This window comes from uncultured Maribacter sp. (assembly GCF_947500985.1).
GTDB lineage: Bacteria > Bacteroidota > Bacteroidia > Flavobacteriales > Flavobacteriaceae > Maribacter.
In genome coordinates this window covers 573,546-597,375 of record NZ_CANMTX010000004.1, presented here as the reverse complement: position 1 = coordinate 597,375, position 23,830 = coordinate 573,546, and the positions used below count along the sequence as shown (strand labels likewise).

The window sequence follows — 23,830 nt, the reverse complement described above, 5'->3', positions numbered from 1 at the left end:
ACATTAAATTAATGTTGAAAAATCAATATTTTAAGTTAAAAAAATCATAATGCTTCTTAAATATTACAAAAACGCTAACGAAACAGGCACTGACGAGGCTGGAAGAGGTTGTTTAGCAGGACCTGTTACCGCTGCTGCCATCATTTTACCAGAATCTTTCGAAAACTCCATGTTAACAGATTCAAAGCTTTTATCTGAACATAAGAGAGAGCTTTTAGAACCCTTACTAAAAAATGAGAGTGTTTGTTTTGGTATAGCTCATATTCAACCATCTGTCATAGATGACATCAATATTTTAAACGCTTCTATTTTAGCCATGCATAATGCTATAGATTCCCTATCTCAAATACCTGAATATATAATTGTAGATGGCAACAGATTTAAGCCCTACAAAAATATATCCCACTCTTGCATAATTAAGGGTGACTCTAAGTATTTGAGTATTGCAGCAGCTTCCGTATTAGCGAAAACTGCACGTGATGCCTACATGCTTCAATTGCATGAAGAATACCCTATGTACAACTGGAAGAAGAACAAAGGCTACCCTACAAAAGAACATAGAGCTGCAATTAAAAAATACGGTCCTACAAAATATCACAGAATGAGTTTTAAGCTTTTACCAGACAACTAAACTTTATTTTACAAATAGTATAACTTTGCACAAACTTTTCTAATGAGGCCTACTCTACTATCTGTAGTAATTACATTCTTCTGCATATCCTGTACATCTAAAAAGCAATCTGAGAATTCTATCTTAGATTTAATTCCACGTAATGCCAGTATAGTTTTTAAAATAAATGATTTTGAAACGCTTAATGATGAGCTTTCGAGTAATGAGATTCTGAACGCACTAGAGTCACAAAAACCATTTATAGATGTAAAGAAAATTCTAACTCCGATTAACTATTTTACTGATCAGAAAAAAGGGCTATTAGCTTTATCAGCTGATAGCACTAGAATAGATTATACCTACATATCAAAAGATAGTTTAGTTATTACTATTGGCGATAGTATTTCGAATAAAAGTACTGAGACGCTTAAATATAATAATGTAGCCATCACCAAATACAAAATTGAAAAGGATACTTTTTATAGTACGTTTATTGAGAAGCATTGGGTTTTAAGTTCTTCTCAACCATTATTACAAAACCTTATTAATACTATTGAAAATCCAATAAAAAATGAGTCATTAGAACGCTTTTACGAAGTTTCGAACACTGACAAGGTTGTAAATATTTGGATAAATATAGAAAATGGAGAAATGCTATTTCAAAAACTACTTTCTGATGATCAGCATATTTCAAATTTCGGTAGTTTGATGTCTCTAGACTTATCCCTAAATGACAACGAAATCATATTGAACGGCGTAGCTGAATCAAGTGCAGAAAAAAAACTATTTCTTAATCTATTCAACGAAACAAAACCTATTCAAAACAAAACATGGAATTTAACACCTAGCGATGCCAACAATATGACATCATTTGGTTTGGATGATTTTAATAAATACACTTACAACAAAACACTTAAAAACTACCCCAATACTGTTTTAGATTCACTACTTAGTACCGTAGAAGAAATTGGAATCGCCGCGTATAACAACGAACACGTTTTGTTTTTGAGAACATACGGTATCGAAACACTACTTGATTATATTAACGAAGAAAAGATATCTGCCGAAGAATTTAGCAGTAACGAAATATGGGGATTAAAACCTAATCTTGAAATATTTGATCCGTTAACACCCTTAATTGGAGAACATTCTTTTGAATTTGCGAGTATAGTTGAGAATACTTTTCTCTTTTCTAAGTCTAAGAGCACGCTTGAATCTGTAATTACAAAAATAAAAACAGGTGATACTTTTGACAAGACCACCTTATTTAAAAATGCGGAAAACAAACTTACCTCTTCATCAAGTGTAGTGTCTATCTCTAATTTAAAAGGTTTTGTTTCCAGAATGAATGAATTAGCTTCCAGAACTTTAGGTAACTCATTCTCCAATAGCAAATTAGATGATTATATTTTTGCCTCTCAAATAATCGCAGATGCGGGATTCTTTCACACCAATTTCTTAATAAAGAAAATCATAAAAGAAGAGGAATCAAATTCTGTATCTTCTGCTTTTGAAGTAAAATTCGATACTGATCTGGCAACCTTACCACAATTTGTAACGAACCATAGCAATAGAAGAAAAGAGATTATAGTACAAGATCAAGAAAATATACTCTATTTGATTTCTAATAGTGGAAAAATTCTTTGGAAAAAACAACTTAATGGAACTATACAAGGCAAAGTTCATCAGGTTGATTTGTTCAAAAACGGAAAATTGCAATTGGCATTTACTACGAACAACGAGTTCTTGATTTTAGATAGAAATGGAAAAGAGGTTCAACAGTTTACCAAAAAGTATACTGGTGGCAACTTGAACCCTTTAGCCGTATTTGATTACGAGGGTCGTAAAAATTATCGCTTTGTTGTTACTCAAGATAAAAACGTATTTATGTATAACGGTGAAGGAGACATTGTTAAAGGTTTTACCTATAATACTGCCGAAGCACCTATAGCAGCAGCACCTCAACACTTTAGAATCGGTAAAAAAGATTACATCGTATTTAAATTAGAGAACGGTCAATTAAAAATAACTAATAGGGTAGGTAAAACTAGAATCAACGTAAAAGACAAGTTCTCATTTTCTGACAATGACATTAAGTTGTATCAGAACAAGTTCACATTTACGTCTGTCGACGGTATACTGTATCAAATAGATGCTAATGGAAAAATCTCATCAAGTAATCTAAACCTTGCTAAAGACCATGGTATGGATGCTACTTCAAGAACTTTAGCTATCATGAACGACAATACTTTACAGATTCGTAACAAGAAGGTGGAGCTTGAATTAGGTGTTTACTCAAAGCCAACTATTTTTTACCTTAACGATAAAATTTACGTTTCAGTTACCGATATACAAAATCAGAAAATATATCTCTTTGATAGTCAGTCGGAATCAATTCCAAATTTCCCCATTTTTGGCAGCTCAGCAATTGATATGGAAGATATAAATGCAAATAAAAAACCAGAGTTTGTATTTAAAGACCAAGAAAACAGCATTACGGTTTTTAAAATACAATGATACACCTGAAAGTAAAATTCACAAGCATTTAAATACCGAATACACATATCATACAAAATAGTGAATTGATTTTTATATATTTAAGTAGTTATTAATCAAAACCTTAACTGTATCAAAAATGAAAATTAAATTACTTAACTCATTATTTTTTTTAATCGGAATCGCATTCGTTACCGCTCAAGACAATTGTAGTACGTTCTACACTATGAACGAAGGTGTGTCTATGGAATACACCAATTACAATAAAAAGGGAAAAGTTGAAGGTGTTAGCAACTACAAAGTTATCGAGGCAAACCATACTGGTAATACTACTACCGCCACTATGTCCATAAACTTAAAAGACAACAAAGGCAAAGATATTTATAGCACTAGCTACAACTTAGCTTGTAGCGGCAATGCGGTTACTTTAGATTACGAATCTTTATTACCTACCGAAATGATGGAGCAATATGGCGATATGGATATTGAAATCTCTGGCAATGACATTGAAATACCCAATGAACTTACCGTAGGACAAAATCTCAAAGATGCTAATGTTGCCATGAAAATTAGCATGAGCGGTATTAATATGAATATGACCGTTGACATGACCAATAGAAAGGTTGAAAAGAAAGAAAGTGTAACTACCACTGCTGGCACATATGATTGTTTTGTTCTATATAGCGAAAATCGTTCTAAAATGATGATGGCTAACCAAGTGTATCCATCTAGAGTTTGGCTTGCAGAAGGCATAGGCATGGTTAAACAAGAAACCTATAAGAAAAACGGAGACGTAATGAGTAGCACACTGCTTACGGCACATAGCAAATAATAACTTAACCAGACACCAACTTTGAACCGAGGCTTACACCTCGGTTTTTTTATACCCGTATGTTAACCTTTATTCTCAAGCTTCATTAAAATAAAATAACCTTAAAAATTTTAATAATGAAGACTACATCAAATTTTATCAAATGCGCAGTTTTAATATTCGCCATTTCATTTACATCATGCTCTAAGGATGGAGATATTGGTCCTATTGGTCCACAAGGCGAACAGGGAATACAGGGCGAAGATGGTGAACAAGGACCCGCTGGTGAAGATGGAGAAGCACTAGGCGTACCAGGTCCGCAAGGAGAACAAGGAGAAACTGGAGCAACCGGACCTGCTGGAGAAGACGGAACTAATGGAACTAACGGTACTGACGGTACAAATGGAACCAACGGTGAAGACGGAGAAGATGGCAATGCTAATGTTGTAGCGTCAAGTTGGTTAGTTGCAGACTTTCCTGACAACTATTCTTACTCTGCTGCAACCGTCACTATAAGTGATTCTAGAATTACACAAGATGTATTAAATAATTATACTGTTCTAGGGTATTTTTCATTTTCTGATACTTTTTCCGAGGTCTATGCTATACCATTTACAGAGCCTTTATTCAGGTCTTTTACCATGGAACAAAAAATGTCTCTTGGCGAATATAAAATTACTGAAATGGGCAACCCAGATACAGTAGGTACTATTGACCCTACCGATGGTTTTGTTCGCTATTTATTAATAGCCCCTGCTTACCTTTCACTTAAATCAGGAGAAAATAACCGGTATACTATAAGCGGAATGAAAGAGAACGGCGTAAATCTATCTAATTACCATGAAGTTATGGATTACCTAGGGCTGGAGTAACACACCCCTATTTTAATAAAAAGAAAAAACCGAGGCATATACCTCGGTTTTTTTATGCCCGTATGTTAACCTTTACTCTAAAGCTTCATTAAAGGGAAATAATCCTAAAATATTAATAATGAAGACTACAACAAATTTTATCAAATGCGCAATTATAATATTCGCTATCACACTTACCTCATGCTCAAAAGATGGCGACATTGGACCTATTGGTCCACAAGGCGAACAGGGTGAAACCGGTGCAACCGGACCTGCTGGCGAAGACGGAACTAATGGTACTAACGGTCCAAATGGTACCGATGGAACGAACGGAGAAGATGGAGAAGATGGAGAAGATGGAGAAGATGGCAATGCTAATGTAGCCACTTACACCTACGATATTTCTTCAGAATCTGGAGCTACTATACCAGTTACCGCAACTGCTTTATCGCAAGAGGTAATAGACAACGATTTAATTCTTGGGTATCTCTCAAAAGATAGCAGCGTCTACACACCTATTCCCGCACCCATTTATGCTTTCGAACTTGGTGACAATAGCGATATTGCCGTGGAAATAAGTTTGAACAGATATTGGATGTTCTTTTATGAAGTGGGCACAGAGAACTTAAAATCAGTAACTGCAGGTCAATTAAACGAATTAAAATTAATTATTGTAGAATCTAATAGTACAACTTCCGGTAAATCTAGTAAAGAAAACACATTAGCCAACTTAAAGTATGCAGGTATTGACACCAGTGACTATTATGCAGTTATGGACTATTATGGATTAGAATACTAATCTGATTTTAAAGCATAAAAACCCGAGGCTTACACCTCGGGTTTTTTATTTATCTCAGCCTCAAAAAGCACTTGAAAATGTTTAAGCAATTTCTGTTTCACCTCATCCATATCCACCTCCTTTTTACCTAATTCTACATTTAAAGAAGTAACGGCCTTACCTTTTATACCGCATGGGATCATCAAATCAAAATAACCTAAATCGGCATTTACGTTTAATGCAAAGCCATGCATGGTCACCCAACGTGATGCTCTTACACCCATCGCACATATTTTTCGTGCAAACGGAGTACCAACATCTAACCAAACTCCGGTTTCGCCTGGAGATCGCTCAGATTTTATTCCGTATTCTGCCAAGGTCAAGATGACCATTTCTTCTAAAAAACGAAGGTATTTATGAATATCGGTAAAGAAGTTATCTAAGTCTAAAATAGGGTAACCTACTATTTGACCGGGACCATGGTAGGTTATATCTCCTCCCCTATTTATTTTATAAAAAGTAGCTTCTTTAGCTACCAAGACTTTTTCATCTACTAATAGATTAGAAATATCTCCACTTTTACCAAGTGTATACACATGTGGGTGTTCAACAAACAGAAAATGATTAGGAGTCTCTAAACTCAAATCTTCTCTTCTATTTCTAATTTTAAGGTCTAAGGTGTTTTTAAATAATTGCTCTTGGTAGTCCCAAGTCTCTTTATAATCCTTAAGCCCTAAATCTTGTACATGCACCTTCTTATTCATCTTACAAAGATATGAAAAGGAATATCCTATTTTTCTAACTCTACTTCGATGACCATAGATTCTGGATCTTTCATCATCTGTAAAAAATTCACTTCATGCACCATGGTTTTTCCATCCATAGAAAAAGTTGCTTCTTCAATATTGGTAGACTTTACACGTCTTGGAAAATGATACTTAAAAGTGTAGGTAGAACTAGACAGAAACATTTCTGCACTAGCCAAACTATCTAAACTTTTTTCAAATAATTCTTGATTTAGAATTACCGTCTCTCTTTTAAATGTGTTCTTATCAAAACTGTAATTCACAGTTGTTGTTTCTTCTGTTGCACCAGCTGGCATTGATTTACCGCCTGCAACAGGACCTATAGCACTAGCATTTTGAAAAGCATTAAATGCATCATTAACCTCAGACACTTTTTTGAAGTCTGTAAACATATTAAAATTCATGACTCCGCCTTCAGGATCAACTATCATACGTAAACTAAAAGGCTCTAATCTTTTTAGCTTAGCTTGCTCTTCTGGCGATAACTGCGCTATACTATCCTTTTTTTCTCTTAATAAGTCTTTAAAGACTAAAGTAGAATCTATTGCTTTATCCAATTCTGTAGAATCAGTTTCTGGTATCATTTGCATCATTTCATTACCGTCGAAAAGAATGCTCATTTTACCTGACCCGTCTTCATTGAAATAAATTTCTTCAGTAAAATTACAGGCAGCGAAAAGTACTGTTATAATAACAACAGATAGAATTTTAAAAAGTCTCATGTATTTTGGTTCTAGTTAGGATTATTCAATATAACTAATGCAGCGATTACCCCTGGCACCCAACCGCAAAAAGTCAAAAGTAGAACAATTACAAAAGAACCACAACCTTTGCCTAAAACTGCTAAAGGAGGAAAAAAGATGGCGAGCAATACTCGAATTAAACTCATTTGATTATTATTTTGATTGATTGATGTACCTTATAGGTCGCAATTGCAAACGCTTTGTTACAAGATCTATTAATTTTATTATCCTTAACCCAATCAATGTTCAGAACAGTATTTTTAATCCTTATTTTTTTCTCCTGTTTCAAAGGTTTATCTCAATATAGTTTCGACGGTCAAATTGCCGATGAACAAAGCGGAAAGACCATTTACCTATCTATCATTGAAGATTATAGGAAGTTTGGTAGGATTTCGATGGAACAGATTCTTAAAAAAACTACTACCGATTCGTTAGGTTATTTTAGTTTCAGAGGCAATAATCTTAACGATGATAATAGAATTTATAGAATTCATTTAGATGATTGTTCTGACACGTCTTCGAATTCTGAACACTTTTTTGGCAGTTGTGAGTTCAGCAAAAGCATACTTTTTATTGCCAATAATAATGACACTATTACTTTCCCTACTTCTTTTGCAAACGAAGCTCTCTGTGAAATTACCTCAACAAACAGGAAATCATCTACCTTTTTAGATATAGCTGTTTTAAAAGAGGAAATGGCTTTCGATTTTAATGACTTTAGAAGTGATGCCAATAGAAAGCTGAATTCTAAAAAGTGGTTCTCGACCTTGCAGGATTTCGGAGAAAATCTAGATGAGCCTTTAGCCGAACTCTATATTTTCAACTTTTTGTCAGATAAAAGAAATGATACCTACAGCTATTACCTAAAAGATATTCGCAAAACCAATTATTATAATGAACTTGGCGAGCGATTACTCTTGAAATATCCAGACGCGGCATTTACTGATTTGTATTTAAACGAAATAGCCATAGACCAACAATTAACAAATGGTAATTCACCAAAATCTAATTACTGGAAATGGTTACTTCTTGCCCTACTTCTACTCTCTATATCGCTGAACGTATACTTTGTTTTCAACCAGAGAAGTACATCAAGAAACTTGCAAAACGATTCTCTTGCGAAGCTCACCGAGCAAGAACATAACATTGTTCAACAAATTCTTGAAAACAAAACCAATAAGGAGATTGCAGCTGCCATGTTTATCAGTGTAAGTACTGTAAAGACCCATATTAACAATGTTTACAAGAAATTAGAGGTGTCGTCGAGAGACGAAATAAAGCAACGTTTTCAATAATTTTTTAAATTTCCACCTAGGGTCTAGTACCTATTTCCACCCCACTAAATCAATTTTACTCTAGTAATTTCTAGAATTTTCAGGTCTAATATAAAAACTGCAAATCATGAAATTATCATTTTTAATGACCACTCTTCTTTTAAGTTTCTTCTTAACTACCTTCTCTCAAAATACAAACCACGAGGTTGTTATTGATAATCAACAACCTTTTTTATTGGGAGAAATAACTGTTGGCGGACTCTCAACTAACTCCTACAAAACATGGTTTGAACCTAGTTATGAAAATTACGAGACCAATCAAAGTCAAATTGATTTATTTAAAGAAAAATTAAACTCTTACAAAATTCTAATCTTCATGGGTACCTGGTGTGGTGATAGTAAACGAGAAGTACCTAGATTTCTTAAAATTCTAGAGTCTGCGGAATTCCCTCTGGAGAATTTAAAAATAGTTGCGCTAGACAAACGAAAAGAATCTTACAAGAAAAGTCCACAAGGTGAAGAGTGGGGATTGAACATCCGCAGGGTTCCCACATTTATTTTTTACAAGAACGGAAAAGAGGTGAATAGAATTATTGAAACGCCTGTTACCTCGTTAGAAGACGATATCTTAAAAATTATTTCAGAACAAGAATACATACCCAATTACACATCATCATTACATTTCGACTGATGATTAAAATTAAATGTCAAAACAAAAGGAATTACTTTCCTCGATATCACCGATATCACAAGAAAAGGTTTGGATGAAACAGAATTGGTTGCTAATGACAGATTACATCCTTTAAGGCTTGCTTATGAAAAATTTGTAGAAAGACTCTATCCTTTAGTGTCTACAAGATTGAAAGATTAATACATATCGATTATATTTGCCAGCTAAATAAACGACGGCATGCAATTATCGGAGCAAGAGCTTATCAGAAGAGAAAAATTAGAGAAATTAAGAGCACTAGGTATTAATCCTTATCCAGCGGCTTTATATCCTGTAGATGCTACATCTGCAAGTATCAAATCTAATTATGTGGAAGGCAAACAAGTTATTGTTGCTGGTAGATTGATGTCTCGTCGTATTCAGGGGAAAGCATCTTTTGCTGAACTTCAAGATAGTACCGGTCGTATTCAGGTATATTTCAACAGAGATGAAATTTGTACTGGTGAAGACAAAACCTTGTACAACGATGTTTACAAGAAATTACTTGACATTGGTGACATCATCGGTATTGAAGGTGATCTTTTTACCACTCAGGTAGGTGAAAAAACGATTATGGTAAAGAAATTTACCATGCTTAGTAAATCGTTAAGACCTTTGCCTCTACCTAAAAAGGATGCCGAGGGTAAAATATATGATGAATTCAATGACCCTGAGCTGCGTTACCGCCAACGTTATGTTGATTTGGTGGTAAACCCAAAAGTGAAAGAAACCTTCATTAAAAGAACTAAAATAACCACTAGTATTCGTGAATTTTACAATGCAGCTGGGTATTTAGAGGTAGAGACTCCAATTTTACAACCTATACCTGGTGGGGCAACTGCACGTCCGTTTTTAACGCATCATAATGCATTAAATATTCCCTTATACTTAAGAATCGCAAACGAACTTTATCTTAAACGATTAATAGTTGGTGGTTTTGATGGTGTCTATGAATTCTCTAAGGATTTTAGAAACGAAGGAATGGACCGTACCCATAACCCAGAATTCACCGTAATGGAATTGTATGTTGCATACAAAGATTACAACTGGATGATGGATACCACCGAGAAACTATTGGAGAAAATTGCGATGGATTCTAACGGTGCCACTAAAATTACTGTAGGTGAACATGAAATTGAATTTAAAGCTCCGTATGCACGTGTGCCTATTTTAGAAGCGATAAAGATACACACTGGTTATGATGTTGCAGGTATGCCTGAAGATGAACTCCGTGAAACTGCCAAGAAATTAGGACTTGAAGTGGACGAAACTATGGGTATCGGTAAATTAATCGATGAAATATTCGGTGAAAAATGTGAGCACTTCTACGTGCAACCAACATTTATTACTGACTACCCAAAAGAAATGAGTCCGCTTACGAAAGAACACAGAGACAACCCTGCATTGACAGAGCGTTTTGAGCTTATGGTAAATGGTAAAGAGCTGGCAAATGCTTATTCTGAGCTTAATGACCCTATTGATCAAAGAGAGCGTTTTGAAGATCAATTAAAGCTTTCTGAAAAAGGAGATGATGAGGCAATGTTCATTGATCAAGATTTTCTTAGAGCTCTTGAATATGGTATGCCCCCAACTTCTGGTATTGGTATTGGCATTGATCGTTTGGTGATGTTAATGACTAACAATGCATCAATACAAGAAGTATTGTTCTTCCCTCAAATGAGGCCAGAAAAGAAGCCTTTACAACTGTCTGAAAATGAAAAAGTGATTTTCGATATTCTTAAGGCAGAAAAGAAGATGGAGCTTGACGCCCTTAAAACTAAATCTGACTTAAGTAACAAAGCTTGGGATAAAGGCATTAAAGGGATTACGAAGCAACAATTGGCTAAAATCTACAAAGAAGACGATGTTCTTTTGGTGGAAATTATAAAATAGTCATTTCAAGGAACGTTAAAAAATAGTAGCTTAGAAGCTGGCAAAACCAACCAGCATGAATCTAAGTAGCAAAATAGGTCTATTTACAGGTCCTATCATATTTTTCATTATCCTTTTTTTACCCAATGTACTTATCTCTGAAAATGCAGATGCTGTAATTGCTGTTGCGCTCTGGATGGTAATTTGGTGGGTTACCGAAGCGGTTTCTATTTCTGTAACCGCATTGCTGCCCTTGTTACTATTTCCTATTTTAAAAGTGATGCCCATTGGTGATGTTGGAGCTAATTATGGTAGCCCCATAGTTTTTCTATTCTTTGGTGGTTTTGTCATGGCATTAGCGTTAGAAAAAGTTAATCTTCATAAACGTATTGCCTTAAACATCATTAGACTTACGGGTACGACAGCGAATAAAGTAGTTCTCGGCTTTATGATTGCTACAGCTGTTTTAAGTATGTGGATCAGTAATACGGCGAGTACCGTAGTAATGTTACCCATTGCCATGTCGGTTATCAATTTACTGATCGAAGATGAAGACGGATTTACAAAGCGAGATCGAAACTTTGCTTTAAGTGTAATGTTAGGTATCGCCTTTGCTGCCAACGCCGGTGGTATTGCAACTGTTATTGGCACTCCCCCAAATTCAGTTCTCATTGGCTTATTAGAAAATGAATACAATATTGAAATTTCATTTCTAAAATGGATGGTTATAGGACTTCCGTTTTCCCTGATAATGATTAGTATTTGTTATTTTGTTCTAATAAAAGTGTTTTTTCCTACTCAGGGTTTAAAATTTAAAGCTTCAAAAACCATTATTCATGAAGAGCTAGATAAATTAGGTCCTACTTCTGGGAAAGAAAAAATGGTGCTTATCATATTCGGAGTTACCATCTTCTTGTGGGTAATTAGAACTTTGATCAATTCGATATTCCCGAGTTTGGGATTATCAGATACACTTATCAGTATGTTTGCGGCAATCACCCTATTCGCACTTCCATATAATCTTAAAAGAGGAGATTTCATTCTGCAATGGAAAGATACACAAAAACTAGCCTGGGGAATTCTTATTCTATTTGGTGGCGGACTCTCATTAGCCAAAGGCATGTCGGTTTCTGGTATTGTCGATTTAGTAGCTGAAGTTATTGGGCAAAGCGACCTTAGTATTCTACTAACCGCATCATTATTGATTTTGTTAATGTTGTTTATGACAGAGCTGATGAGTAACGTAGCCCTTGTTGCCGTACTTGCTCCTGTAGTGGCAGGTATCGCTATTGGTCTAGGCTTACCTATTACTTATTTATTGATACCAATAACTATTGCCAGCAGTTGTGCTTTTATGCTACCTATGGCAACACCACCAAATGCTATCGTATTTGCCAGTGGCTATATTAAGGTTCATGAAATGGCACGGGCAGGTGTCATCTTAAATCTAATTGCAGTGCTACTATTAATAGGATTATTCCATTTTATTCTTCCCCTTTTATTTTAAAATTGCCCAAAAAAAAATAAAGCCCTTGCAGATGCAAAGGCTTTATAATCGACTAATTCAGAAATGAAAAAATGTTTATTCCTACTTAATAGACGCCTTTCATTCAGCATTGTTACAAATAGGCTTAAGAAATTATTAACTATTTGTTCCAGATATTATTTCAATCTTTGAAAGATTACCAAACTAACTCACAAATGAAAAGAAAATTACTAGTAAAATTATTGCTGTTTGTATGTATTTTCGGCTACCAAAATGCCGAAGCTCAAATTTTTAAAAAGAAGAAAAAAAATACTGAGCAAGAATCTAAAAAACCTTCAAAAGATAAAATTCAACCTTACAATAAGGTAATCACTAAAGATGCCGTAAGTGATGCGGGACTTTTTACTACCCACGTAGTTGACGAGAATCACTTTTTTGAAATTCCAGATTCACTATTCAACAAAGAAATGTTGATGGTAAGCCGTATCTCTAAAACTGCCTCAGGTATCGGTTTTGGTGGCGGAAAAATTAACACACAGGTTTTACGATGGGAAAAAAAAGACAAGAAGGTATTACTTCGTGTAGTTTCTCATGATGTGGTTGCTGCAGATTCTCTTCCTGTTCATGAAGCTGTTCTAAACTCCAATTTTGAGCCAGTTTTATACTCGTTTGATATTAAAGCTGTTCAAAAAGATTCTCTAAACTCAACCACAGTTATAGAGGTCAATGATATTTTTATAAAGGATACCAAAGCTTTTGGTATGCCAGATAGATTTAGAAAAAGATATAAAGTATCTCGTTTAGATGAAGGCAGAGGTTATATTGAATCAATCAAGAGTTACCCTTTAAATGTAGAGGTACGCCACATTAAAACATATTTGGCAAGTGCCGCACCTAGTAACCAGAGTTTAGGTTCTATTTCTGTAGAAATCAATAATTCTATGGTATTGTTACCTGAAGAACAGATGAAGCGACGTTATTTTGATGAACGTGTTGGCTGGTTTGCTCGCGGTCAGGTAGATTATGGCTTAGAAGCTCAAGAGAGCAAGACCATCAAATTTTTGGACAGATGGCGTTTAGAGGTAAAAGATGAAGATGTCGAAAAATTCAAGAACGGCGAATTGGTAGAGCCTAAAAAACAAATCATTTATTATGTAGATAGAGCTACACCTAAAAAATGGGTACCGTTTATTAAACAAGGTATAGAAGATTGGCAAGTTGCTTTTGAAGCTGCAGGTTTTAAAAATGCAATTATCGCCAAAGAAGCTCCGACTGAAGAAGAAAATCCAGAATGGTCTCCTGAAGATGTTCGTTATTCTGTGGTGCGTTATTTAGCTTCACCAATACCAAATGCTAACGGTCCACATGTTAGTGATCCACGTAGTGGCGAAATATTAGAGTCAGATATCAATTGGTACCATAATGTAATGACACTTTTGAGAAATTGGTACTTTGTACAAACAGCAGCCATTAATCCTGCAGCTAGAGGCGTTTCTTTCGATGATGACGTAATGGGTAGATTAATTCGTTTTGTATCTTCTCACGAAGTTGGACACACGTTAGGGCTACCACATAACATGGGTAGTAGCGTTGCTTATCCTGTAGATTCTCTTCGTTCTAAATCATTTACGAAAAAATATGGCACCGCTCCATCAATAATGGATTATGCGCGTTTTAACTATATCGCACAACCTGGTGATGAAGGCGTGGCTCTAATGCCAGATATTGGTGTATATGACAAGTATGCTATTCAATGGGGATACAAGCCTATACCCAACACAACTGCAGAAGAAGAAAAATCTATTTTAGATAAATGGATTATGGCACATGCAGGTGATCCTTTATATCGCTTTGGTCACCAACAGGTAGGTGACATTGTTGATCCAAGTTCACAAACTGAAGATTTAGGTGATGATGCCATGAAAGCTGGTGAATACGGTATTGCCAACCTTAAAAGGATTGTTCCGAAATTAATTGAGTGGACAGCCGAAGACGGTAAGACTTATGAAGACCTAGATAAGTTATACGGACAAGTATTCTCTCAATTCAACAGATACATGGGTCACGTCTCAAATAACATTGGTGGAGTTTACGAAAACCATAAGACATATGATCAAGATGGTGCTGTTTACACAGCTGTACCAAAAGCAAAACAACAAAGAGCAATGGTTTTTCTTCACGAACAGCTTTTTGAAACCCCAATGTGGATGCTGGATCAAGATATTTTAGAACGCACAGAGTACTCCGGCTTCTTAGAGCAAATGCGCTCAATGCAAGTACGTACATTAAACAATGTATTAAGCTTAGGTAAAATGGCGAGGTTAATTGAAAATGAGACCATAGATAAGTCTGAAGCATATTCTCTTGCTCAAATGATGAGCGAATTAAGAAAAGGAATTTGGTCTGAAGCTAAAAACGGTAAAGCCATAGATACCTACAGAAGAAACTTACAAAAAGCGCATATAGATCGTTTAGAATATTTATTGACAGCAGACAATCAAGCGAAAGCTTCTGATTTCGGTGGCTACAGAAAATCAACAGTTGTCAACACTAGCCAATCTGACATTAGAACTATTGCAAGAGCAGAACTGAACATTTTAAAGCGCGATATTAGAAATGCAAGCAATAGAACCTCTGATATGATGACAAAATATCATTACGACGATGTTTCTGAGCGTATTAACGTCATTTTAGACCCTAAGTAAGAACACGTTTTATGATCGATTAAATGCACTTGTCGATGAACAACCAATATCATCGATGAATGAAATGTATTAACCACATTTTAAATATTCTAGACATCAAAAAAAGCCCATTACACAACAATGGGCTTTTTCATGCGTTATTGTTTTTTAGATTAGCAATGAATTTAAACCCCCAAATCATGACAAGTAAATTAAAAAGCCTTATTTATCTAGCTTGTTTCATCTGCGCTTCTGTTGTTTATCATCAAAGCACAAGTGAAAATGCACAAAAAGAAATTGTAACTTATACTTACGATCAAGAAGCTGACATTGTAATTAATCCTTACAAAACTATGGAGGGAAGAACACCGTCAAATTAAAAATTTACAAAATTTACCTACTTAAAAGCGCGGCTACCTACAGCCGCGCTTTTTTATTTTAAGCACTTTACCTAGCCGTTAAACTTTTACTAAAATGAGGTTTAACTTTAAACCAATTTGAATTATTCATGTCAAAGAACCAAATAATTAAAATAATAAACATGAAAAAAATACTAATGGCCATTTTAGTAATGGCAACAATATCGGTAACAGCGCAAGATCATAACATGAAAGGAAAAAGAGGCAACATGAAGGATTTGTCTCCTGAACAAGCAGCTACTCTGCAAACAAAAAAAATGACCTTGGCATTAGATTTAAACGAATCGCAACAGTCAAAAATCAAAACTATTCTTACCGAAGATGCTACTGCTAGAAAAGCAAAAATGGAAGAGCGAAAAGCTAATAAAGAAGATGGTAAAAAAGTTTTGACTGCAGATGAAAAATACGCTATGCAAAATGAGCGATTAGATCATCAAATTGCACGTAAAGAGCAAATGAAATCTATTCTTAATACGGATCAATATGAGAAGTGGGTAAAGATGGATGGCAGAAAAAAAATGCGTGGCAAAGGAAAAAATCGTGGTGACAAAAAAGAAAAATACTCTTCTAAACAATAGATATTTAATTCAATAGATTAAAAAAAGACTTGCTTTTAGCAGGTCTTTTTTGCATTTAATCGATTTACCATTTTCACATTAACCCCACTAAAATACAGTATTAAGCACATAAATGATTCATTCATGGATGAATTTGAATACTTAACTAATAAATTTTATGATAGCGCGATTAGTAAGGTACTTAGTTTGTTCAAATTAGAGACTAGTTTAAGTTTTAACCATTGGTCTCTCTATTGAATTTCAAGACACCAAACCATGATAGCAAAAAAAATAGGTTATTTATCACTTCTTATAGCCTTTAGTTTATTGACCAGTTGTCAACAAGAACTATACAAGTCTAACAATAAATTTAATATCCCTGAAAAAAGTACCGAAGAACCTCTTGTTCAGTTTTTGATAGAGCCAACAAATTATAGCGCTATTCTTGAAACCGAGAATTTGGCAAAGGCTTTTGACTATTCTAAAATTGCCCATAAAACTTTATGGGTAAACCAATTTAACGAAAAACTTAATATTGCACCCACTACTAGGGTTGTAACAGTACACGAAACTGCTGGACTAAGCACTATTACCATAGACAGTCTTTTAAAGTTTGTTTCAAAAGGAGGAACTTTATTCGTTACCAAAGCTGCCAAAGATGAACGTATGTCGTACTTTTTTGGAATGACACCTGATGCCGACTGGAGCACGAACAGAGAGGCTTCTGGTCTATTCTTTAATAAAGCTCTTTTTCCTGGTATGCAAGGGCGTGGTTTTGATAACAAAACGGTTCATCTTGGCTTTGACAGCTCAAATTTTTCTAGTAACATCAATGTTTTAGTCGCCGCACATAACAACCAAGATTATCCGGTGTTAATTGAAAATAGAATTGGTAACGGAAAAGTGATTCTGTACAACTCATCTCAAATTCTTAAAAAAGAAATGAGAGGTCTACTATTTTCCGCAAGTTTATTAGGTCTAGAAGGTATTCCTTACCCTATTTCAAATATTGGGACATTATTTCTTGACGATTTTCCTTCGTCCATGTATAATGATAATGGAAAAGCAATCAACGTACAACAAGGTATCAGCAAATCTGAGATGTTAAAGGCTGACTGGTGGCCAAAAATGAAAGCACTTGCACAAGAAGAAGATATTAAATACTCTGCTTACGTAACTTTTAATGCCAACGAAAAAAATAACGGCGACCCCACTTTTAAAAGTTGGGACCAAACAGGTTTGCTAGACGGTAAAAATCAAAGTGGTACTAATAAGTGGCTTACAAATGAATTTACCAATAGAGGTCATGAACTTGGTTTTCGTGGTTATAACGACCTTCCCCTATCTAAAAAATTATGGAAAGACACGGACCTCATTTTAGACAATACCAAAGCATCAAGAGAAAAATGGGAAAATGATGTATCAAAAACACTACCTAGCTCATACGTTGCTCCAGATAATCAAATAGATAGTCTAGGTCTTATAGCACTAAAGAAAGGGTTTCCTAGCTTAAACTTTCTACATACTTCTTTTTTAGGAGATGTATATGAAGGTGGAAATAGAGAATTCGACCCAGACCCATTAAATAACAGATTTTTTGATTACCCTCGTTTAAGTAGCGGCTATACCATTTCACAAAAAGAACGATGGGCAGTAGAATCTACATACTTATATACCGGTATTTGGTCTCATGTATTAAATACTAATGATATTTTAAAGATAGGCAGCACTTCAAATGCTATTGGTGAATTAAAAAAGCACATTGTTGATTACAAAAAAAGACACCCTTACATGAAGTTTTTAACTGCCAAACAATCTACAGAAGCAGCAATGGACTGGCGTTACCAAAGTATTCGCCATTTAAGCTACGAAGGTCAATATGAAGTTTCTAGTTCTTTAAATACCGATGAAAAAAAGGACTCTTATTGGCTAATGTATGTTGAAGAAAACAACAATGTAAAAGTGCATGAATCACTTTCTCTTGATCAAGCAGAATTTTCTTCAGTTCCTTTATTGAACGGTTTTCTTTATAGTATTAAAACCAAAACGCCGAATTTAAGCGTTCCAGATATTCGACCAGAAATAAGAACTCTTATAGGTAATACCTCAACTTTAATTACTAATACAAAAAGCGATTATAAATCTTATAATAAAAGTAAGCAAACCATGGTTCCGTTGAAACAAAAAATCGATAGATTGATTGTTGAGGAAAAAACAGAAGAGGCAACAAATTTAATGGAGAAGTTATTTAAGGATAACAAATTCATTAACTCTCAACAGATCGTTACCTATGCCAAAGGCATGGAGTCACAAGGTAAAACCGACCAGCTTTGGTCTCAGTTAAATGGATTGTATTTAAAAAATCCTTCTGGCTCATATGCTGATTTTTCTAGAGATATAAGCACTGTAAGCAATTACCCCTCACCTGCCGTTAAAAAAATGTGGATGGAGAGACAAATGGAATGGGGACAAAATGATGTCACTATTTTAAAAGAATACTTCAACAATTTTAATACTGACGATAACACTGAAATTATTGAACAGGTTTTAGAAGTTCTTTACACAATAGAGCCAACGGAAGAGAACAAGTTGACGTATTACGAATTTCTAGTAAATTCTAATAATGAAAATCTTCTATCAAAACTAGATAACATTGAACCTTGTAGTATTTCTAACAGAGATTTAGCCACTTCTATTAGTCAAGTATATGCTGACAAATTAAATTTTGAAAGAGCAGAGCAATGGCAAAAATGCGGTAACATTTCTCCAGAAATCGTTAAGGAATGGAAGGAAAAAACTAGAACTATAGAAAGTAAGAAGTTTACAGATTTTGAATATTATGTAAGATACTTGTTGGTTAATGACCCAGACAAAGCGGTTACAGAATTAAGAGATATTGAAACATGTAGACCTGACCTAATAAGATTATCTAAAAACATAGCATTTCTATTTGCCGATTATACCCAATACCAAAAAGCTTTGGATTGGAGCACTTGTACAAATACTGTACCTGTAGCTAAATTGCTAGACTGGAACTTAGAATTTGCAAATGGTAGATACTTAAAGAAAGTATATGCTAACCATATAGAGAAAAATCCTAGAGATTACAACACCATGAACCACATGGCAAAAATCTTATTATTAAAAGGTGATGTAAATAAGGCCGGTGAAATTGCAGTAAACATACCACCAGCCAAAATTGATTCCGATTTTAAAATTGCATTTAACAATGAAGTAAAAGCAACACCTGAAGAAAAGCAATCCCTGTACATAAGCAAGTTCAAAATGCTAATGGATGATGCCATCGTAAAAAAATCAGAAATTGAATCACGAAAAAAGAAAGGACATTCCATTGGGCTTACCTCAACGGCTATAGCAGATGAGTTTAACCCTACACTTTTCAATAATGCATTTCACTTTGGTTTTTATAATAAGAATTTAGATTTTCACCAATTCTCTATTGTTCAAGGTACGGCATATACCATTTTAAAAGATACAATTGTACCTAATGATATTGGTAGAGATTTATTAGGTATAGAATATGTCTATAAAAAAGAATCTGACCAAAAAAGCCCGTTTTATGTAGGCGCAAGAGTTGAGATGGACAACTTTAATAAAGTATTCTTCCATTTTAAATCTGGTATAGATTTTATCGGTGACACCAGCAAATCTTCTTTAGCACTAAAAGCACACCCGGTTACAACTGGTCCTGGTTATGATTTAAATATTTACGATATACAGGTAAAAGCTACACAAGAGTTTGAATACTCATCTAATTTAAACCATGAGTTTTATATAAAAGCCGATTATTATACCGATAGTCAATATTATGCCATTGGTGGTACGCGAGTAGAATATAACCTATTGAATTTAGATAAATTCAAACTAGGACCGTTAGTTGAAGGTGCTTACGGTGTTGGCTCTGAAGATAGAAGAAACGGATTTCCATATTGGTTGACCGAAGACAGACTTTTTGCCGGTGGTGGACTGCTATTTCAAATTGGGAATGATGATTCTGATTTTAACCTGAAGAGCGATTTCTCTCTTTTTGCAGAACAAGATGAAGATAGCTTTCAACGCTATGAAGGTGAACTATCATATAGAATTAAGAATTTCACCACCATTAATTTAAACTACTCTTACTTTACAATTGACAAGTTTTTCTCGAATGCTGTTCAACTAGGTATTCAGTATAATTTTAAATAGTATTATAACTAACTCAAACAAAAAGAGCCCTCATTTGAGGGCTCTTTTATATATTTAATATTAGTAAACTTATACTATAAATCTATTTCTTTCAACGCATTTATAGTAGCATCTAAATCTTCATAACCTAAAGCATCATTTAAAAAATAACTTTCAAAAGCACTTGGTGGCAAGTAAATACCGCGTTCTAACATACCATGAAAGTATTTCTTGAACGTTTCATTATTACCCTTAGCGGAAGAGGTAAAATCAACAACTGGCTCATCACTAAAATGTACAGATATCATACTGCCATAACGGTTAATTTGATGAGCTACCTTTTTCTCGGTCAACACTTCTGCAATGCCTTTATGCAGGTATTCTGCCTTATCAGCCAGACTTTTAAATACGTCAGGGTTGTTATTCAATTCTGTCAACATAGCCAAACCTGCGCTCATGGCCAACGGATTTCCACTTAAGGTACCAGCTTGATAAACTGGACCATCTGGAGCAAGAAAATCCATTATTTCTGTTCTTGCCGCAAAGGCACCTACTGGTAATCCACCTCCGATTACTTTACCATAAGTAACTATATCAGCCTTTATATTCAGTACTTCTTGGGCTCCACCTTTCGCTAAACGAAATCCGGTCATTACCTCATCGAAAATCAATAGAATTCCCTCTTGGGTACAAATGTCACGTAGCCCTTTCATAAAAGCATCCGAAGGTACAATACAACCCATATTACCGGCAATTGGTTCAATGATGATAGCAGCCAATTCTCCTTTGTTCGCTTGTACCAATTCTTTAACACCGGCTAAATCATTGTAATCTGCCAATAAAGTATCTTTTGCAGTACCTTGGGTAACACCAGGACTATTGGGACTACCAAAAGTAACCGCACCACTACCCGCTTGAATCAAAAATGAATCTGAATGACCATGGTAGCATCCGGCGAATTTAATAATTTTGTCTTTGCCTGTAAATCCCCTTGCCAAACGAACTGCACTCATGCAAGCTTCTGTTCCGCTGTTCACAAACCTGATTTTATCCATATTAGGAACCATAGAAATAGCCAGTTTCGCAAGCTCTGTTTCTATTTCAGTAGGCATGCCAAATGAAGTACCGTTCTGTGCCTTTTCTACAACAGCGTTGATTACAGGCTCATAGGCATGACCTAAAATTAACGGCCCCCAAGATGCTATGTAATCAATTAATTTATTACCATCCTCATCATACAAATAAGCTCCTTTGGCTTTTTTTACAAAAATTGGATCACCACCAACAGCTTTAAATGCGCGTACTGGTGAATTTACTCCGCCAGGTATATATTTTTTTGCCTCTGCAAACAGGGCGCTACTTCTTTGATAAATCATTCTCTTAATAAATTTTACTATTATTTGACTTTAATAGGCTGCCCAATAGACAAATCTGCACTTCGCAAATTATTCAACTTCATCAGTTCATCGACACTCATATAGTACTTTCTTGATAATGAATATAAGGTATCACCTTTTTGTACCGTATGTATGTTGTTAGAATCTGTTGTGACTACCGCTGTATTGTTATAATTGACTTTTCTCGCATGCTTATCATATTGATGCAAATCGTACTTTTCTATTAAATAAATAAGCTTTTGTGGATATCTTGGATCCGTTGCATAACCTGCCTTTCTTAAGCCCCTTGCCCAACCTTTATAATCGGTATGTCTTAAATTAAAAAGAAATGCATATCTGGACCTTGTCGTCAAGAAAATACTATGATCTCTAAAAGAATACATAGGGTGGTTATATTTTCTAAAGCACTCTCCCTTTTCGTCATCATCATGAAAATCATAATCACCTTCCCACCCTTTATGACATTTTATACCAAAGTGATTATTGGTCTTCATTGCCAATTCACTTTTACCGTTACCACTTTCTAAAAGTCCTTGTGCCAAAGTGATACTTGCAGGAATACCATAATCCCTCATTTCTAATTGAGCCGTTTCTGCAAATGTGTCTATATATTCTGAAGGAGAGTCTATGCGAAAACTTATAAATTTCGAAGGCTCTGCAGGTAAGTTCGTATTTTCTTTCTTTTTAGAAGGTTGCGTATTCGATTTTCTTTGTTCATTTAGAACGTTTTTGGTACGCAATTCATCAGAGTGTCTTTTTTTAGATTTACAAGACATGAATCCTATACCCGCCAACAACACCAATAAAATTATCTTTTTCATAAATGCAACAAAGGTAAATTTTTCTTTTTCAGTACACTATTCATGCCAGCAATACCTTGCAAACCACCTGTATGTATCGCTAAAATTTTTGTTCTAGGCACAAAAATATCGCGCTTTATCATATCGAACAACCCAAAAATCATTTTTCCGGTATAAATTGGATCTAAAGGAATACCTGTTTTTTCTTTAAACTCATTTATAAATAGAATTAGTTCTTCGGATGTTTTTGCGTAACCCCCAAAGTGATAATCGGTAAGTAATTGCCAACGTTTATTATTGACTAATTTATCAATTTCATCGTTCAAAAAATCACCTTTCAATGCCGAAAACCCCAAAACGTTCTGATTTGGAAAAGATACATTTATTAATCCGGATACTGTACCACCTGTACCTACGCTACTGCAAACAACAGCAAACTCTTCATCATCTTTGGTTATAATTTCTTCACAACCTTTTATAGCTAAACTATTTGTACCACCTTCTGGCACTAAATAAAAATCACCAAATTCCTTTTTTAAATCTTCAATAAATGCGGCAGATTCTTTTTCTCGATAATCGCTTCTACTTATGAATTTAAAACGCATTCCATCGTCATATGCCTTCTTTAATGTAGTGTTTGTTTGCCAAGAATTTTCAAGCTCTTCGCCACGTATAATTCCTATCGCATCAAAACCTTTTTCTTTTGCCGCATAAGCCGTAGCCGCAATATGGTTTGAATATGCTCCTCCAAAAGTTAATATGGTATTTTGATTATCTGCTTTAGCAGCCAGTAAATTGTATTTGAGCTTTCTGTACTTATTACCAGAAATTAAAGGATGCAGTAAATCTTCGCGTTTAATAACAAGGGTAACTTGCTTTTCTGCTAATAACGGATATTCAACAAGTTGATTTATACTTTGCAAGAAGGGCGAATTTATCGCCAAAGATATTTAATAAAGCTAAATGCTCTGCGATTCGTAAGATAATCCCTATCATTTTCATGAATGTAAGCCTCACGCTCAAAACTTAAATTTTGGTATGCCTTATACGTATCTAAATAACAAACAGCACGAATTAACCATTCGGTTAAATACAAAACATAAAAGGGTAGAATCAATAATTCTTGTTGCTGACGCAAGTGAATTTTTTCATGATTTATAAGTACATCGTCATTTTTTAAATTTCCATTTTTTAAAAATATAAAGGGCCATAGTGATAGCCCCACATAATTTTTATAGAAGAAATGTCTAAAAACCAATATCATAGATTTACTTTGGTGATACTATTACAAAGATAAAGCCAAAAATAGCTTGTCAGAAAATTACTGGTTTTTGTTGCCAACAAAACCGTTT

The 23,830-nt window shown here is 34.7% G+C and carries 20 protein-coding genes; 13 read left to right on the top strand and 7 right to left on the bottom strand.

All coding sequences use genetic code 11. The features are described from left to right. The first annotated feature begins 49 nt into the window (after positions 1-49). From Q0871_RS11905 to Q0871_RS11885, 5 genes are all read left to right on the top strand, one after another. A complete protein-coding gene (locus tag Q0871_RS11905; RefSeq protein ID WP_299323321.1) occupies positions 50-631 on the top strand; it encodes a ribonuclease HII in 582 nt (193 codons plus the stop codon). 42 nt (positions 632-673) lie between these two features. Next, a complete protein-coding gene (locus tag Q0871_RS11900; protein ID WP_299323316.1) occupies positions 674-3,127 on the top strand; it encodes a ribonuclease HII in 2,454 nt (817 codons plus the stop codon). Between the two features lie 118 nt (positions 3,128-3,245). Then, the gene (locus Q0871_RS11895; RefSeq protein ID WP_299323312.1) at positions 3,246-3,938 is read left to right on the top strand and encodes a hypothetical protein; all 693 of its coding nucleotides are present in this window, start codon (positions 3,246-3,248) and stop codon (positions 3,936-3,938) included. A gap of 116 nt (positions 3,939-4,054) precedes the next feature. Then, the gene (locus tag Q0871_RS11890) at positions 4,055-4,789 is read left to right on the top strand and encodes a hypothetical protein (RefSeq protein WP_299323308.1); all 735 of its coding nucleotides are present in this window, start codon (positions 4,055-4,057) and stop codon (positions 4,787-4,789) included. Positions 4,790-4,907: 118 nt separating this feature from the next. Then, positions 4,908-5,567 carry a collagen-like protein gene (locus tag Q0871_RS11885; RefSeq protein WP_299323303.1) on the top strand — a complete coding sequence of 220 codons (660 nt, stop codon included), beginning with the start codon at positions 4,908-4,910 and terminating at the stop codon, positions 5,565-5,567. Between the two features lie 29 nt (positions 5,568-5,596). On the opposite strand, the gene lipB is transcribed toward Q0871_RS11885, so the two are convergent. Genes lipB through Q0871_RS11870 form a run of 3 tightly spaced genes read right to left on the bottom strand, consistent with a single transcriptional unit; the run spans position 5,597 to position 7,241 of the window. Then, positions 5,597-6,310 (bottom strand): lipoyl(octanoyl) transferase LipB, encoded by a 714-nt coding sequence (gene lipB / locus Q0871_RS11880; RefSeq protein WP_299323299.1) that lies wholly within the window; start codon positions 6,308-6,310, stop codon positions 5,597-5,599. A 26-nt stretch (positions 6,311-6,336) separates the two neighbouring features. Continuing rightward, entirely contained in the window at positions 6,337-7,074 is a 738-nt protein-coding gene (locus Q0871_RS11875; protein ID WP_299323296.1) for a hypothetical protein, read from the bottom strand. Positions 7,075-7,085: 11 nt separating this feature from the next. Then, positions 7,086-7,241: a YqaE/Pmp3 family membrane protein gene (locus Q0871_RS11870; protein WP_073240341.1), complete on the bottom strand. Its 156-nt coding sequence runs from the start codon at positions 7,239-7,241 to the stop codon at positions 7,086-7,088. A gap of 96 nt (positions 7,242-7,337) precedes the next feature. Between Q0871_RS11870 and Q0871_RS11865 the strand changes: the two genes are divergently transcribed. The 8 genes from Q0871_RS11865 to Q0871_RS11830 all read left to right on the top strand — a co-directional run bounded on the left by Q0871_RS11865 (position 7,338) and on the right by Q0871_RS11830 (position 20,302). Beyond that, a complete protein-coding gene (locus tag Q0871_RS11865) occupies positions 7,338-8,390 on the top strand; it encodes a helix-turn-helix transcriptional regulator (RefSeq protein WP_299323289.1) in 1,053 nt (350 codons plus the stop codon). Positions 8,391-8,496: 106 nt separating this feature from the next. Then, positions 8,497-9,060 (top strand): thioredoxin family protein, encoded by a 564-nt coding sequence (locus Q0871_RS11860; RefSeq protein ID WP_299323285.1) that lies wholly within the window; start codon positions 8,497-8,499, stop codon positions 9,058-9,060. A 219-nt stretch (positions 9,061-9,279) separates the two neighbouring features. Further along, positions 9,280-10,971 carry a lysine--tRNA ligase gene (gene lysS, locus Q0871_RS11855; RefSeq protein WP_299323280.1) on the top strand — a complete coding sequence of 564 codons (1,692 nt, stop codon included), beginning with the start codon at positions 9,280-9,282 and terminating at the stop codon, positions 10,969-10,971. Between the two features lie 55 nt (positions 10,972-11,026). Further along, positions 11,027-12,457, top strand: a complete 1,431-nt coding sequence (locus Q0871_RS11850) for a DASS family sodium-coupled anion symporter (RefSeq protein WP_299323275.1) — start codon at positions 11,027-11,029, stop codon at positions 12,455-12,457. A 194-nt stretch (positions 12,458-12,651) separates the two neighbouring features. Next, positions 12,652-15,141, top strand: coding sequence for a zinc-dependent metalloprotease (locus tag Q0871_RS11845; protein WP_299323270.1), 2,490 nt, complete (start codon positions 12,652-12,654; stop codon positions 15,139-15,141). Between the two features lie 179 nt (positions 15,142-15,320). Next, positions 15,321-15,500 carry a hypothetical protein gene (locus tag Q0871_RS11840; RefSeq protein ID WP_299323266.1) on the top strand — a complete coding sequence of 60 codons (180 nt, stop codon included), beginning with the start codon at positions 15,321-15,323 and terminating at the stop codon, positions 15,498-15,500. 161 nt (positions 15,501-15,661) lie between these two features. Next, positions 15,662-16,117 carry a hypothetical protein gene (locus tag Q0871_RS11835; protein WP_299323262.1) on the top strand — a complete coding sequence of 152 codons (456 nt, stop codon included), beginning with the start codon at positions 15,662-15,664 and terminating at the stop codon, positions 16,115-16,117. A gap of 255 nt (positions 16,118-16,372) precedes the next feature. Further along, on the top strand, positions 16,373-20,302 hold the full coding sequence (locus Q0871_RS11830) for a DUF2194 domain-containing protein (protein ID WP_299323259.1): 3,930 nt from the start codon (positions 16,373-16,375) through the stop codon (positions 20,300-20,302). A 74-nt stretch (positions 20,303-20,376) separates the two neighbouring features. On the opposite strand, the gene hemL is transcribed toward Q0871_RS11830, so the two are convergent. Genes hemL through Q0871_RS11810 form a run of 4 tightly spaced genes read right to left on the bottom strand, consistent with a single transcriptional unit; the run spans position 20,377 to position 23,742 of the window. Next, positions 20,377-21,657, bottom strand: a complete 1,281-nt coding sequence (gene hemL / locus Q0871_RS11825; RefSeq protein ID WP_299323254.1) for a glutamate-1-semialdehyde 2,1-aminomutase — start codon at positions 21,655-21,657, stop codon at positions 20,377-20,379. 20 nt (positions 21,658-21,677) lie between these two features. Then, positions 21,678-22,499, bottom strand: coding sequence for a glucosaminidase domain-containing protein (locus Q0871_RS11820; RefSeq protein WP_299323250.1), 822 nt, complete (start codon positions 22,497-22,499; stop codon positions 21,678-21,680). Then, positions 22,496-23,401 (bottom strand): 1-aminocyclopropane-1-carboxylate deaminase/D-cysteine desulfhydrase, encoded by a 906-nt coding sequence (locus tag Q0871_RS11815; RefSeq protein WP_299323246.1) that lies wholly within the window; start codon positions 23,399-23,401, stop codon positions 22,496-22,498. The genes Q0871_RS11820 and Q0871_RS11815 overlap by 4 nt, the downstream gene beginning before the upstream one ends. A gap of 11 nt (positions 23,402-23,412) precedes the next feature. Further along, the gene (locus tag Q0871_RS11810; protein ID WP_299323243.1) at positions 23,413-23,742 is read right to left on the bottom strand and encodes a hypothetical protein; all 330 of its coding nucleotides are present in this window, start codon (positions 23,740-23,742) and stop codon (positions 23,413-23,415) included. Between the last annotated feature and the right edge of the window lie 88 nt (positions 23,743-23,830).